Source organism: Pseudomonas deceptionensis (genome assembly GCF_900106095.1).
GTDB lineage: Bacteria > Pseudomonadota > Gammaproteobacteria > Pseudomonadales > Pseudomonadaceae > Aquipseudomonas > Aquipseudomonas deceptionensis.
Map to the genome: position 1 here is coordinate 3,502,954 of NZ_FNUD01000002.1, position 15,099 is coordinate 3,518,052.

At 49.7% G+C, this 15,099-nt stretch carries 11 protein-coding genes; 6 read left to right on the plus strand and 5 right to left on the minus strand.

Annotation, left to right across the window (positions count from 1 at the left end; genetic code table 11):
* Positions 1 to 9 precede the first annotated feature (9 nt).
* From BLW11_RS15950 to BLW11_RS15960, 3 genes are all read left to right on the plus strand, one after another.
* On the plus strand, positions 10 to 1,578 hold the full coding sequence (locus tag BLW11_RS15950; RefSeq protein WP_048361866.1) for a purine-cytosine permease family protein: 1,569 nt from the start codon (positions 10 to 12) through the stop codon (positions 1,576 to 1,578).
* 2 nt (positions 1,579 to 1,580) lie between these two features.
* Positions 1,581 to 3,269: a choline dehydrogenase gene (gene betA / locus BLW11_RS15955; protein ID WP_048361865.1), complete on the plus strand. Its 1,689-nt coding sequence runs from the start codon at positions 1,581 to 1,583 to the stop codon at positions 3,267 to 3,269.
* Positions 3,270 to 3,448: 179 nt separating this feature from the next.
* Complete coding sequence (locus BLW11_RS15960) at positions 3,449 to 4,147, plus strand: alpha/beta hydrolase (RefSeq protein WP_048361864.1); 699 nt, start codon at positions 3,449 to 3,451, stop codon at positions 4,145 to 4,147.
* Between the two features lie 156 nt (positions 4,148 to 4,303).
* Here BLW11_RS15960 and BLW11_RS15965 read toward each other — a convergent pair whose 3' ends face one another.
* The 5 genes from BLW11_RS15965 to BLW11_RS15985 all read right to left on the minus strand — a co-directional run bounded on the left by BLW11_RS15965 (position 4,304) and on the right by BLW11_RS15985 (position 11,170).
* Positions 4,304 to 5,476 (minus strand): M24 family metallopeptidase, encoded by a 1,173-nt coding sequence (locus BLW11_RS15965; RefSeq protein ID WP_139272554.1) that lies wholly within the window; start codon positions 5,474 to 5,476, stop codon positions 4,304 to 4,306.
* Between the two features lie 222 nt (positions 5,477 to 5,698).
* Positions 5,699 to 6,133, minus strand: coding sequence for a hypothetical protein (locus tag BLW11_RS15970; protein WP_048361862.1), 435 nt, complete (start codon positions 6,131 to 6,133; stop codon positions 5,699 to 5,701).
* A complete protein-coding gene (locus tag BLW11_RS15975) occupies positions 6,130 to 8,475 on the minus strand; it encodes a hypothetical protein (protein ID WP_048361861.1) in 2,346 nt (781 codons plus the stop codon). Before BLW11_RS15975 ends, BLW11_RS15970 begins: the two co-directional genes overlap by 4 nt.
* Positions 8,475 to 9,986: a site-specific integrase gene (locus BLW11_RS15980; protein WP_082136286.1), complete on the minus strand. Its 1,512-nt coding sequence runs from the start codon at positions 9,984 to 9,986 to the stop codon at positions 8,475 to 8,477. Before BLW11_RS15980 ends, BLW11_RS15975 begins: the two co-directional genes overlap by 1 nt.
* The gene (locus BLW11_RS15985) at positions 9,983 to 11,170 is read right to left on the minus strand and encodes a site-specific integrase (protein WP_157395873.1); all 1,188 of its coding nucleotides are present in this window, start codon (positions 11,168 to 11,170) and stop codon (positions 9,983 to 9,985) included. The genes BLW11_RS15980 and BLW11_RS15985 overlap by 4 nt, the downstream gene beginning before the upstream one ends.
* Positions 11,171 to 11,603: 433 nt before the next feature.
* Between BLW11_RS15985 and BLW11_RS15990 the strand changes: the two genes are divergently transcribed.
* The 3 genes from BLW11_RS15990 to BLW11_RS16000 are packed head-to-tail and all read left to right on the plus strand — an operon-like array spanning position 11,604 to position 15,099.
* Complete coding sequence (locus BLW11_RS15990; RefSeq protein WP_139272556.1) at positions 11,604 to 12,251, plus strand: hypothetical protein; 648 nt, start codon at positions 11,604 to 11,606, stop codon at positions 12,249 to 12,251.
* Positions 12,241 to 14,148 carry a hypothetical protein gene (locus tag BLW11_RS15995; RefSeq protein ID WP_048361859.1) on the plus strand — a complete coding sequence of 636 codons (1,908 nt, stop codon included), beginning with the start codon at positions 12,241 to 12,243 and terminating at the stop codon, positions 14,146 to 14,148. The genes BLW11_RS15990 and BLW11_RS15995 overlap by 11 nt, the downstream gene beginning before the upstream one ends.
* 9 nt (positions 14,149 to 14,157) lie before the next feature.
* Positions 14,158 to 15,099 (plus strand): ATP-binding protein, encoded by a 942-nt coding sequence (locus BLW11_RS16000; protein WP_048361858.1) that lies wholly within the window; start codon positions 14,158 to 14,160, stop codon positions 15,097 to 15,099.

Sequence of the window (15,099 nt, forward strand, 5' to 3'; positions counted from 1 at the left end):
GAGCCCATCATGAACACTCACGCCAAGCCTGCAGCGAGTACTGTGGCCCAGGACGACACCTTTGTCGTCGAAGGGCATTCCATTGATTTCATTCCCGAGCACGAGCGCACTGACAAGCTCTCGAGTCAGGGACCTTTCTGGTTTCTCGGCAATTTCACGTTTTTTACCATGACCATCGGCTTTGTCGGCCCCAGTGTGGGGCTGAGCGCGTTATGGACGACGCTCGCCGGCACGCTGGGGATCATGTTTGGCACCTTGTTCATGGCGTTTCATGGGTCGCAGGGGCCGCATTTGGGCCTCCCGCAGATGATTCAGTCCCGTGCACAGTTCGGCTATCGGGGCGTGATCCTGGTCCTGTTGGCCACGCTCTTTGTGTTCGCGGGCTTTAACATTGTTAACCTGGTGTTGATGATGCAAGGTCTGCACACGTTATTTGGCTTCGATCCGGTCGTGATCGCCGTGGCCGTGACGGCCCCGGCGGCGATTCTGGCGATCCTGGGCCATGACTGGATGCACCGCAGTTTCAAGTGGGCGTTGTGCCTGTCGATTCCGCTTTACGGTCTGGTGACCCTGGCGGTGTTGATGGGCTGGGTGCCAGATGCGCCGTTGCCGGTGCTCGCTGCCGGCGATGCAGCTCCTGTCCCTCGCGGCTTCAACCTGACGGGCTTCATCGCCCAGTTCGCCGCGGCGGCCAGTTACAACATTGCTTACGCGCCTTATGTGTCTGACTACTCGCGTTACTTGCCCAAAAACACCTCAAGCAAAAAGCTGATTGCGGTGATTTTTCTGGGCGCCTCCTTGTCTGGCGCGTGGATGATTGCGGTGGGAGGGTGGCTGGCCGACCATCTCAATTCTACTGATGTACTGGTCGCGCTCGGGCAAGTGGGTAACACCGTGTCGCCGCTGCTCGGCACAGCCGTCGTGATCATCACGATTCTGGCTTTTCTGCCGGTCATTGCGATGAATATCTACAGCGCCAAGCTGACCACACTGACCTGCGTCGATTCGATCAAACACATTGAGCCGACACGCAGGGCGCGGATCCTGGCTATCGGCTTTGTGATTTTGCTGCAACTGGGTGTGGCCCTGAGCATCCAGAGTTCGGGTAAAGGCCTGTCGGTGCTGGGTATCTACCTGGTGGTGATGCTGTACTTCCTGGTGCCGTGGACATCGGTCAACCTCACTGACTACTTCTTCGTTCGCAAGGGCCGTTACGCCATCCCGCACTTCTTTATGCCCAAAAGCAATCTTTACGGTAGCTGGGGGCTGCGCGGGATCGCCGCGTACGCGATCGGCTTTGTGTCAATGATCCCTTTCTTTTACATCTATGACGGTGTCGAGCAGCGCGAGGTCTATGTCGGCCCGCTCGCAAAAGCACTCGGCAGCATCGACATTGCCTGGCTCGTTGGTTTGATCGTGTCGGGGCTGGTGTATTACTGGCTCAGCCGCTCAATCGACCTGCAGCGTGAAGAGTCAATCATCCAACACATCGAGCATACAGCTGCGCAGTACACCCCTGGCGATGATCTCCCCCAGCCCGTGTTGCCAGCGTTTACCCCATCGACTGTCGGGAGCTAACCATGACTGTCCAAAAATACGATTACATCATCATCGGCGCAGGCTCGGCAGGTTGCGTACTGGCCAACCGGCTGAGTGAGGATCCTGACACCTCAGTACTGGTACTGGAATTTGGCGGCAGCGACCGCAGTGTGTTGATTCAGATGCCCAGTGCATTTTCGATCCCGATGAATACCAAAAAGTACAACTGGCGCTATGAAACCGAGCCGGAGCCTTTCCTCGACGGTCGTCGTATCCATTGCCCTCGGGGCAAGGTATTGGGCGGTTCATCGTCGATCAACGGGTTGGTGTATATCCGCGGCCATGCTTACGATTTTGATGAGTGGGAGAGCCTGGGTGCCCAGGGTTGGGGGTACCGCAATTGCTTGCCTTACTTCAAACGTGCGGAATGCTACGAATCGGGCGGCGACAGTTACCGCGGGCAGGACGGGCCGCTGCATACCACCAACGGCAATAACATGAAAAATCCGTTGTACGGCGCCTGGGTCGAAGCCGGTGCTGAAGCGGGCTACATCAAGACCGATGACTGCAATGGCTTTATGCAGGAAGGTTTCGGTGCCATGCACATGACGGTAAAAAATGGCGTTCGTTGCTCGACGGCCAACGCCTATTTACGGCCTGCCATGGGCCGGCCAAACCTGACCGTGGTGACCCGGGCCATGACCCGGCACATTATTCTGGAGGGCAAGCGGGCGGTGGGTATCAGCTATGACTGCGCAGGCCGGAACCATGAGGTGTTCTGCAACCGGGAAATACTGGTGTCGGCCGGTCCTATCGGCTCGCCGCATCTGTTGCAACGTTCCGGCATAGGCCCGGCAGAGGTATTGCGCAAGGCCGGGGTTGAGGTCAGGCATGAACTGCCCGGCGTCGGCGAGAACCTTCAGGATCACGCCGAGGTGTATATCCAGTTCGGCTGCAAGGAGCCGGTGACGCTCAATAGCAAGATGGATCCCTTGAGCAAACTGATGATCGGCCTGCGCTGGTTGTTGTTCAAAGATGGACTGGGCGCGACCAATCATTTTGAGGCCGGTGGTTTTATCCGCTCCGACAAGCGCCTTCTGTGGCCGGATATCCAGTTTCACTTCCTGCCGGCGGCCATGCGTTATGACGGCAATAAACCGATCAAGGGGCATGGCTTCATGGTGCTCACCGGGCCGAACAAACCCAAGAGTCGCGGCTATGTGCGCATTCGTTCAGCTGACCCTTACGAGCATCCGCAGATTCAGTTCAACTACCTGCAACGCGAGGAGGACCGCGAAGGCTTTCGTCGCTGCATACGCCTGACCCGGGAAATCATCGGGCAGCCTGCGATGGACCGCTTTCGTGATGACGAAATTGCACCCGGGATTCATATAAATAGCGATGAAGACATCGACACCTTCGTGCGCGCGAATCTGGAGAGTACCTATCATCCGTGTGGCTCATGTCGCATGGGGGAAGATGAGATGGCAGTGGTTGATTCCGAGTTGCGGGTGAGGGGGCTTGCAGGTTTACGTGTCATCGACTCGTCAGTGTTTCCAACCGAGCCCAACGGCAACCTCAATGCGCCGACCATCATGCTCGCCGAACGGGCATCCGACCTGGTTCGCGGGCGGCAAATGCTGCCTGCTTCGGAAGTTGCAGTCGGCCTGGCACAAGACTGGCAGACGAGCCAGCGCACAGCGCTTCCCGAGCGCAATGTCAGGGTTTGATTCAGTTCATGAGCGGCTGTTCGTAAGCTCATGCGTACGGTTTCAACAGGCATGCCTACAATCGTAGTGCTCCTGTCAGGTCTTCGTCGCAGTTGAGGAAGGGTTGGCTAAGGTGTCTAGAGAATCCGGGGCGATTCAAACTACATTTAACTGATAGCGACGAAACCGGGAGTCATCTGATGAACGAGAAACCCACGATTCTATTGGTGCATGGTTTTTGGGGCGGTGCTGCCCATTGGAGCAAAGTCATCGCTGAACTGTTACGCACGGGCTATACGTCTATTCGCGCGGTTGAACTGCCGTTGACTTCACTTGCAGATGACGCAGAGCGCACTCGCAAGATGATTGCTCAGGAGAAGGGGCCGGTCTTGCTGGTAGGCCATTCTTATGGTGGTGCCGTCATCACTGAGGTTGGCGATCAGCCGAACGTCGTGGGTTTGGTGTACATCGCCGCATTTGCCCCGGACGCGGGTGAGAGCCCCGGCGGCATCACTCAGGAACATGTGCCGGTCGCGGCGTCAAACCTTGTGCCTGATAGCGATGGTTATTTGTGGGTTAACCCGCAGCTCTACCATGAAAGCTTCTGCCAGGATCTGACTACGGACGAGGGGTTGGTGATGGGCATCACCCAGAAAGCCCCGCTGGCCAGCACTTTTGGCGACACCATCACGTCTCCCGCCTGGAAGAAGAAACCGTCGTGGTATCAGATATCCAGTGAGGACAGGATGATTGCGCCAGAAAATCAGGTGCGTATGTCTAAACGGTTGGGCGCCAGAAAGGTCATTACCTTGAAAGCAAGCCATGCGTCTCTGGCTTCAAAGCCGGTCGAAGTGGCAGCGCTTATCGATGAAGCTGCAAAGGATCTGGCCAAAGGGTAGTTGGTATTTATCACGGGGCTTAGGGGAGGAGGCGAGATCACGTAGCCCCATAGTAAATCCGAAGTCGACAAAGCCTGGCCACAAAAAAGCCGCTCATCTTTTCAGGCGAGCGGCTTGCTTTGCGTAAGCCAGTGCAAGTCTGGGCAGCTACCGGTGTTACAGGCGCGCCGGGCAGGTTGAGATGAGCTCGATACGGTCAGAATGAACAAGGATGTTGTGCTCAAACTTCACAAACCCTACGTCCTCCCGGCCCGCCATGCACTCGATGGCTATTGCCATTCCCGCTTCGATAGTTGTTTCGTTGCCTGGCACCAGCCATGGAGACTCCCAACCAATTCCGTAGGAGTGACCATGAAGAGGGTAGCCGCAGTAGATTTCTCTGCTCTGCAGTACCTCAAGCACAACGTCATACAGTGCATGAGCCGAGACCCCGGGCTTACAGGCATCAACGCCAGCCTCGATAGCAGCAATTGCACCATCGTAGACTTCGTTTTGTGCGGCACTCCACTTGCCTCCCGCTACCACCGAGCGAGAGAAGTCCCAGGTGTAGCCTTCCACTGCTGCGCCATACATATCACAGTGAAAAATGTCTCCCGTGTCTAGCTTGCGTGTGGTCCATTGCGGCGCCATTCCGTGTGCGTAAAAAGACGAATGAGGCCCAGAGGCGCAGGCGGCATCTATCATGGCCGCGCCGTGCTTGATCGCTACATTGTAGGCGGCAGCCACAGCATCAGCTTCAGTGGTACCTGGTGTGGAAGCGCTCTTCATCATTGCTTCCATCGAGGCATTGCCGACGTCGGCAGCTTCGCGCAGGAGCTCGAATTCAAAAGCTGATTTGTGCGTTCGCAACCCTTCGATGGCATAGTCGAGCTCCACAAACTGTACGTCGCTGGCGGCGCAGAGCAGTCGTTTGTAGATGGAGGCGACCAGCCAAGGACCGGCCACCAAAGCTACACGGGCGTTACTGAGCCCCAGTTCTTTCAGTGTTGATGCAACCTTGTCGGGAACGAAGCCATTTGCCGAGCGAACATCTTGAACGGCAATCACATCCCGTCTGATCGCGGGTGACTCGGTGATCAGAATGGGTTCACCTGACACAGGGATAATGACCGCTCCATGAGAAAGCCCAGACCAGTGACCAGGCAGGTCCGGAGCGTATGGGAAAACAGGGCAATAGTTAGCGAGATAGATCAGGTCGTTTGCGGTGTCGACAGTGCCACCCCCTTTACCCCAAACCACAAGGGCCTCCACGCCATTCGCTTTAGCGACTGCTTGTGCGCGCTTCCAGCGATTTTCATATTCAGACCGGGGTGTTCGATTAGTCAGCAAAAGTGTATTTCCTAAGTGAGGGTGAGGGCGGCTTCCTGATCAGCTTAGGGATACATGTTGTTGACGATAAGCCACCTTCTGACAGCTTACGCTTTATTTAGAGGCGGTTTGCATCACGATGTGAACCGCCTCCTTGAGTTATGGCTATATAAGACTGAGCTTAACAAAATAAATTAACAAGGCACCACAAACACAGTGGATGCTATTGGTTTGTAAGCTGGGCTAGGGCACTGAGTAGATTTCAGCGGTTGGCAACGCCCGTAGCTCTATTAGCTTGGCCCTCGTAAGCTCCCAATCCTGGAAAAAATTTCGCCATACAGCGATGCCACCCAATTCTCCGACAGCTAAGAGCATTGCTTTATGGGATGCAATTAGTAAGTCCCGTTCGCTACGTAACTCTTGATACTCTTGCGAAAGCAGAGCTAAACGTTGCTGCAAGTTGGTTCTTGAATGACTATCTGTTTTTTCAACTAGGGCGATTACTTCTTGTTGTCGGGCCTGATACTCATCGAGTACCGCACGACGCATGGGCTGCCGAGTTATATCACTCGGATTTTTTAGCATGCAGTCGGGCTCTCTAATCACGGAACGGGCGGTGATTTTAACACCGTTACTAAGCATTCTCTGTAGGATAACCTTTAATTCGTCCGGTTTCATTCAGGACTCCATTTCTTCGGTGTGTCCATAATGCTGCCGCTGGCCATTTTCTCTAAGGAACGGTATCGATCCTGCCCATTCGGAAAAACCAGTATTGATGGTGGTGTATTAATCATAACTTCTAGGCTACTAAGTCTAGATTTAGCGTGATTAAGCTGGTTTTGCCAGCCAATATTCCGCGTTTCTTGTGGGTTGAGCTCAATGATATTCACAACCTCGATCATCTTAAGCTTCATGTTCTCTAATGTGGCTTGTTCTTGCGGATTTTCAGAACGGGCCAAGTGGCGGCAGTCGAAGCACTCCAAGTGCTTGGAGCACGGGTCAACTGTAAAGCTATTAACACAAAACCCATAAGGCGTCACATGTAAGCCATCAGCTTCTACCGATAAGTAGTTAAACGCGTGCTCATCACCTAACTCACTCTGAATTTTCAAAAACTCATCAACTATAGGTCCACGTATTTTTCCAGCCATGATCATTTTCAGAGTCTCACGTGCTCTAGGCGCGATTGACTCTGCTTCTTGCGGAATATCTATGTTCGCAAGCGCCTCTGACAGACTCCGGTGATCATAGACGTAGCTCTGGGTTACACTTTTCCGATTAAATCTTTTTGTAATAATTGTGTCGGCAACACCAAGCCGGAACAACTCCGCATTTTGAAGGTGCCTAAGTGAATGAGTATTAAGTTTAAGTTCGCGGTCAGCGTCATCTTGACCATATCTTGAAAAAATATTATTAGCACTAGCCCCAAGATGATTTTGCATATCAAGGGACGAGGCTCGCCCTACAGACAAATATCGATTCACATCAAGAATCCCTCCATTTCGCTCCTCGATAAGTGCACGTATGGGCATAAGAAACATCAATTCAGATGGATATAAAACCTCTGCATTGCTCAATCTAAAAGGTGCACAGTCTGGTAGCTTTGTAGTCATGGTTTCACGCATAAGAGTTTCAACCTCACTTACTCGGAGATACGCTCTTTTCCAGTCCACCTTTCCTTCAAATGCATCTCCATTTTTGTGCCTAATAATGATAGGTAGTTTTTTAAAATACTTCATGCAGCTTGGCGATACGCCATGCACTGGGATCTGAGAAATTTGTATTCTTCGCATCTCATCAAGATATGCGGGGTCAAATGACACGCGATATTTATCTATTAAATCTGAAGGGAGAGGAGGGGAGGCAAACCATATAGAGCCTGACATCCGACTATAGATATCCCAAGCGGGGACCAATTCAGACTGATTAAACTCTGGCAATAATCGCCCAGTATTTATTTGGAGCCTGAGTCGGTCACGTAATGGTCCGGTAAGCCTTTCCGCTTCACTAAACGCTTCCGAAACTAGCTCTTCAAAAATGGTCGGAACGTGCTGAATGGCTTCATATAGTAGTACGCCTGACGCATCAGTATCACAAGCCTGTTTTTCCGCGAAATGGCGGATAGCTAGCGAACGCGAGATCCCTCCTTGAGTCCCTGCTAGACTTCCATTGGGAGTATAGTAATCGTGCCATTTGGCCCAGTTAAGCGGAAGAAGAATACTCTCTCCGATTCTAAAACCTGTGGCAACTGCCAATTTTAGTTGGTTGAACCGGATGGCATCAACGAATGTTTTAGGCTGCTCAGTAAATATTATACGAATTAGCTCCCAAAATGCTTTTTCGCTCGGTAACTTTGCGCTATCTTTACGTTCTGCCAACTCCAATTTAACTTTATCTGTACGGCGGTATGTGTTATTGCTTTTCTTCAGATTGGCGACGGAATCATTACTAATACCTGATGCCGATTGGTGAACGCAATATTGCGCAAGTGGTGAGCGATTAGCGACATGCTGCCCATCAATTATTGTACGCACAATCATCGCGACGTTAGCGGCGAGCTTGCCTGACGTTCCAATACTCAATGCTACACGATAGGCAAGAGCCACGGATGCGGCTGTTAAATCCCAAGGCTCTTCGTTTCCCGCACAGGTAGCAATAATTCTCAGCGGCCGACCTATATTAATTAAGGCGTGACCTGGCTTATTCTTTTTTACCAAAATTTCATTTATCAACACTGCCTGGTAGTAGTCTCGCCAGTGCCTAGATAGTGGCTGAACGCACATCGGCGTAAGGGATTGTCTTTGGCGCAAGTCGTTGAGAACCTCCAGCGCTTTGTTATCATATGATAAACTGGAATGCCAAAAAAAGGGGGGCGTCACCATTCCTGCCATACTCGCAAGGTCCCAGCGTGCGTTTTTTGACACTTTACCTGATGTATCGTGCGGCAAATCCCATTCAAGTCCCTTCGTTGAAGCTATCGTCTTCGCAGACAGAATATAATTAGTATAAAAGGTATTCATCAATTTACCTTACCGTTGCCGCGCTTAATCTCTTCTGAAACGTCAAGTGCCGCCTGGAACATTCGTTTGAGTTGCGTGTACGCTGGACTTTCATCATTGAATCGAGATGCATTAAGGAACTCGCTCACTATTGGCCTTAAAGTTTCGACAACGGATTCGTGGATAGCTGGATCCGCTAAGGGCATAAATTTTCGGCAGGTATAGCAACTTAATATTGGGTTTTTCGTGCACACGGACTGACCTATTGTACACCCTCCAATCCCTGCTATTGGGATGCCGTGAGGCACTCCTCCTATTTGTTGATCAGCCGGCAAGTTCAGAAGCTTGTCTTTATCGATAGTGCGCGTTTTAGCAACACTCGCTACCGTTGAATATATATGAGATATACCGAGCGCTTGATTGATCCTTTGAGCTTGAGTTTGTGAGGTGTCAAAATATACATTCGCGCTCAATGTTGTTGAATGCCCCATGAACTCAGACAGAACAATATGAGATGTCCCAGCATCGGCTAAGCGCTGAGCCGCAGTGTGCCTCAGATCGGTTGGTGACCAACGGGTACCAGTTAGTTTCTCCATAAGATTACTTAGGATTGCCGAAAGCTGTTTTGGAGCTAGCTTAAAATAGCTATCCAAAGGAGCATTGCCACTTATGATAGTGTGATGTCTCTTGGTGTACTCTATAAATATAGGGCACCATTCTATTTTTATTTTCCGTGTTATTTTTCTCATGGTTTCTGCTCCCCTTTGTTTCAAAAGAGGAAGCGACAGATGAACAGCACCGCTTTCATATGAACGAACATCAATGTATTTAACTCGTGCAGATTGTCCAGGCCTTACGCCGTACTGGTGACTTAGTATTAATAGGCAAGAATCACGCAGCGTTGTGGTCGATATTGAACCCTTGTCTTTCAATACGCGGGCTGCCAGTGTATCTAAATGTTCGATTATCAGTGACTGATGCTCCAACGGAAGAAAACATTCTCCGGTGCGAACTGTCTTATAGATATCCCGCCGAGGTGATTCCAATAGGCTAACGTAGGCGCGTAATTCGGGCTTCCAACCGGCTATAGACTGGTTGCAAAGTGAGTGAAGCATTACTCTTATATCCCGACAATAGCTCCAAGGCTCGGATGCTGAGATTTCATTAATCCAGAGTCTTCTATATTCCTCAGGGCTTACAGTCAGGGCGCTTACAATATGATGGCGTTTAGTGCAATTATTTATAAGTCCCCGACAAATTTTTTCTGCTCCAGATGCGTCCATCCTTGAAAATACATCGACGGCTATATGTTTGATTATTTGTTTTAGGGGTACAGGTATCCCCGAAAAAACGAGGCGACATGTTTCGCCGTCATATGTGATATCCCAGCAATCAGAGTCCTCAGGGTCACGGATCGAATTAAATTTGTCCTCGAAATCATCATAATATCGAATCACCGTTGAAAGCTTTGGAAGTTCTGCAGCTATATTTGAGAGGCGCTCAGCTTCTATTTTTTTCGTTGCGTCCATCATGGCAAAACTCCACCTATGGATCTAAGCGTAGAAACCAAACGATCATATGTTTCACTCCATATGTCTGCCGAATCTGATTCGAAATATGCTCTCGCATAATGCCGAGGCATTGGAGAGGAGGGTGACCATCCAAAAAACACTCGGAGCTTCTCACTTGCAAGATCTAGCTCGTCACCGAGAGCTACATATCGACCTAGCCGGTAAACTGCGCACGTATGGCGTAAATCATGCGCACTGATATGTGACCTTCCCTGATTTGATAATATTTCACGAGCATGCGGTGATAGCTGTTCACTTGCTATCTCAAAGATCCGATGAATAGAGCGAAGCGACAAAGGTTTTAATTTTTGCGATCCTAATAAGTAGCTATGAGGAGCCCGACGGCGGCTGCCTTGAACAACATCGGCAACCGCAACAATTTCTTCTGATAGCGGTAATTGTCTCCGCGAATTTGCAGTTTTAAGGCTCGGTGCGTTGAAGCGTGGATCTTCTTCGTGATAGGGGTTTTCGGTGATGTTAATCCAATATTTTTCACGCCCCGCGCTGGGATCATAGTCCGACTTGATCGCATCTGAGGACAACATGGCTACTTCGCCGCGTCGCAAACCAAGGTGGAGCATCAATAGAAAGATAAGGAAATTACGCCACCGAAGTATGGGGCTGCGAAACGGATTACGCTTCGACTCTGGTGAAAATATTTCAAATAGATCTTCCACTACCGAAGCGGGTAACGCGCGAATACCTGCTGGAGGCCTAGGACGTGTCGGTGAAACTTGAGAGTAAAGACGATCAAGCCTCAAGAGACGGCTTTGAATATTGCCGTAGTGTGGTTCACTTGAAACGCTAAGGTGCGAGACGATATCGGAAACGAAACTAGTTGCCGAAGCCCAGGCTTGATTGTTGTTGATCCCTCGACGGTTACCGTCGTTTCTTAGCGTCGATAAAAACGTAGTTAACGCAGTTTCGATCGAGGGCATATCAAGCTCGAAAAGCATCCGATCTAACGACCCCATGCCAATTTTCAGGTCAGTTATCTGGTAGAGCCTCTCAATGGCGTAAAGGTGAGCCCCTCGGGTGGTTTGGGCAAGATGAGCTCTGAGCACATCTGCCCATAATGTAGCCCAGTATCTGGGCAGGCTAAGGTCGTCGATCAGCAGCCAGCCTTTGGTCGATTGTGGAATCATGGTGTTGCGTAGGTTTATGCATGTCATGGTCCGAGATGCTAGGGACTAATGCATAGACCTGGCAAGAGGTCGATTTTCACCCAGACCGTTTCGAAGGGGCCCGATAGCACCCGGAAGAAAACCTTCAAAATCCTCCTAAGTAGAAAATAGTAGAAAAAACATATGCTAATTCCATCTGGCTAAGCTGGATTCTTGTTTATTTTGACGCTTTTTTCTCCTCCTGCCGGTCACCGCAAAAGATAGCTGTAGGTAATGATCCAAATAGAGGCAGGCTATTGGTTTCACAGTATCTATTAGCTTGTAAAGATAGTGTACCGTCTTGCACTGTAGAGAAACGGTGACTATCGTTATGGTCAAGGATTTTTTTGGAATGCCCCAATCATAAGGAATTGAGATAAGGATCAGCATATCCACACCTAAAATGGGGGTGGCTATGCCTAAGCGCAGCAGGACATCATATTTTACCAAACGCGGACAACACTTCGGAAATCTTTGGGCCGTATACAGCTGCTTGGTTGATGAGGTTTTGTTGCTTTCGACCGACAGGCAGTTGGCGCATTGGCTGTTGTTTCTAGAATTCTCTCCCTCAGTTAAAACATTTAGCTTCAAACCCGGCGCAATTGAGCTTGCTCAGAATCCTAAGTTAACTTTGAATTATCACGTAGAGGTTGTTCCTGTGGAAGGGAATAACGAACTGCACTACTTGCAGACTGAAGGATATACTGAAGGTTTTTCAGAAAAAGTCTTGGCGGCAAGCCGCTTCAGATACAAGTATAGGGAGTTTAGCGACAATGATTGGACGCCTAGGCGAGATCACATACTCCCTTTGCTGAAGGTCACAAGCTTTCTCGCAGGATGCAGAAAACAATACATTCCATTGGCGCTCCGCGACAACGCGATTAAATATATTCTACGAATCCGGTCAGGGACATTGCGCGGATTTTTATCAGCATTTCCTGAGTTTGAGCGAAATTTAATTTTAGTCACCTTTGCGCGCCTATTCTTGGAACGTGTGATCTTTGTCGATTTTGAGTTTAGCTTTTTCAGCCAAGATACTCGCTGGAGTTCTAATGAGCATTAAAGTCACGAAGGAAAAAGTTATATCTATTGGGTATAAAGAGGTAGATAGCTCCGCCATGAGTGAGGAGGATCGGGAGCTCTTCCTCAGGCGAAAGAAAGCGATTGATATGAGGCTGGATGGCTATACCGGGCGAGAAATTCGAGAACAGACAGGCATAAGTGAAAGTGAACTGACCAGAATCTTCAAGCGTTATACAGTTATTCTGGTCGAGGGGGTTTATTTAGGCGAAGCGGGGCTGGTACCGTACTCTCGCACGAGCTCAAACGTCAGGCGCAAAGAGCTACCCCATAAACACACTGAAGCACAGGGTGGTCTTTCCGGCGCCCTTAGTTATACGCTTGGGAAATATCCAAAAATAGCTGAGAAATTTGTGCCTGAAGTATTTCGCAAGGACTTTAGGTTTGGGCACGGATCTCGCTACGATAAAAAACATCTATGTGCACTATTTTGTAATATCTGCAAAACCGAGGGGGTGCGTGCAGATGAATGGCCACTCAATCAGCCACGTGGAGCGAGTAGAACAATAAGAAAATATATAAATGAGATTTTGGAAAGCGATTTTGAAAGGGCAGCGCTTGCGACAGGAGGCAAGCTTGCTTTGACCCATTCCAGAGCTGGTACCGGGCGCCCTCCGCTTTTTGACAACTATGACGTCTTCGATCTTATTGAGATCGACTCGTATCATGTAGATGCATTCTTTGTCCTGAACATCACCGGAGACAGGCGGATCAAAACTAACGATGTTATAAGCCGCATATGGATAATTGCAGCCGTATGCAGGAGAAGCAACGCTGTACTGGCTATGAAGTTTGTGTTTTCCAGTGAGATAAGAGCGCAAGACTTGGTAGATTTGATCTGCGATGCCTACACCGGCTGCTGGACACCCCGGCAACAACTACATGTATCTGGCTTGAAGTACTCTGACTCAGCAGGCATGCCGGGCTATTCTATTCCAGCATTAAAAAATCATACTTGGGGGGCGGTGTGTTTGGATAATGCGATGCAGCATCATGCAAATCAGGTGTATGAACTAGCTCTACATGCTGTTGGGTTTGGTATAAACTTCGGACCTCTTAAACAACCAGCGCGAAGATCTAAAGTCGAGGCTTTATTTAAGCGAATAGCTTCGAGGGTTATGCACCAGATTGAATCCACAACCGGATCGTCTCCTGAAAGCGGGCGCGCCGAATCGCCTGAGAAAGCTGCTATCTATTATCAAATCGATGTTGATGATGCGCTAGAGGTGATGGATGTCTACACGGCCAATTACAATAGTATCCCCCAAGGCGGATTAAACAAGGCAAACAGCCCGCTGGAAGTGCTATTAGCCTATTGCAATGATCGACAAACCCTCTTGACCACATCGTCCGAGGCGTATTTAAACAGTATCGCTCTGGGCAGCAGTACTCGAACAGCACGGGTGACTGGCAATATGGAGAAGGGTATCAGACCTCGAATCAAACTGGATCAAGCCATTTATACTAGTCCAGACTTGGCAAATTCCGCAGGTCTGATAGATACCGCACTTACCATCCGAATTACCCCAAGCGATTATCGAACCGTTGAGGCTTATTTGCCTAGCGGGATTTTCTTCGGCGTATTAACGGTTGAAGCAGCATGGCGCAAGATTGCTCACAGCGTGACGACTAGGCGCTTAGTGAACCGAGCACTTTATAAGCGCGAATTTGAAATCTTGGAGGGCGAGAACCCGTTGCTCGCCTGGCGCAGGCACATGAGAGCACATTCCAGTCCCGCAAATAACCGTGAATTGCAGCGACTCAGCGTGGAGTGTAGGGGGCAGGATACTGAAGCGCCGATTAATGACTCTGCGGAGAACGGCGAATCACAGAAGCCGACCGTGAGCGAACGCTGGAAAAACCTGGATATTCTCAAGTAGGAGGAACTCATGGAGCATTCTCATCCCATACTAAGTAGAGACTATAGATTAAACACCCCAACTTTGCTGGCCGTGGTTCAAAATGCCTGCTTCAAAGTGCTGATGCGCAAGACAGGCGTGGTTTACACTGGCGAGCCAAGGGTGGGAAAAACTGTGTGTTGCGAAGCCTTGCTTGAGGAAATTCCTAAGCGTTTCCCGAATGTATATGTTGTCATGATACCCGCGATGAATAAAGATGCTGATGCGCTCCGCTATTCCTCTATTATTCACCAGCTCATCGATCAGGAAGGTATTCTTCCCAAAGCGAGAACGTCTTTTGTCCAACGTCGGTCCATGTTGCTGGAACGCCTTAAGACTAGAGCTGAGTTACGCAATGCAAAGCAGATTGTGCTCTTGATCGATGAGCTTTCAAGGCTTTCGATTTCTGACTACAAACAGCTGGCGGACATTTACAATAAATTGCGCGCCGACAAAATAACCATGACCGTCATTTCATTTGCGATGCCGTCCATCGACAAAGTGGTGGCTGACTTTCTTCGTAATGATGACAGACATATCATTGGTAGGTTTTTGTCTGATATCCGCCCATTGCATGGTGTCACCACAATTGCCCAGTTAAATCAGGTGCTAAAACTCTATGATGACTGTGCTGAAGAAAAACTTTGCGGGTACAGTTTTACCAGAAACGTGCTTCCACAAGCATATACAGCGGGGTTTAGACTAACCAGCATTGCAGCTGATCTCTGGCGTGAGATGTCGCGCATCGCCGCCGGAAAATATGTTAACAACTTACCCATGGAGCACGTCGCGTTGGTGGTCGCCTATTTATTTTTGATATTGAGCGATGAAGACTCAGAAGCACTAAGTGTGCCGCAAGACTTGATTGAAGAGGCCGTTCGCGAAAGCAATTTTAAGGATTTTTGCAAAAACGTAACTGACATGAAGGCTTAG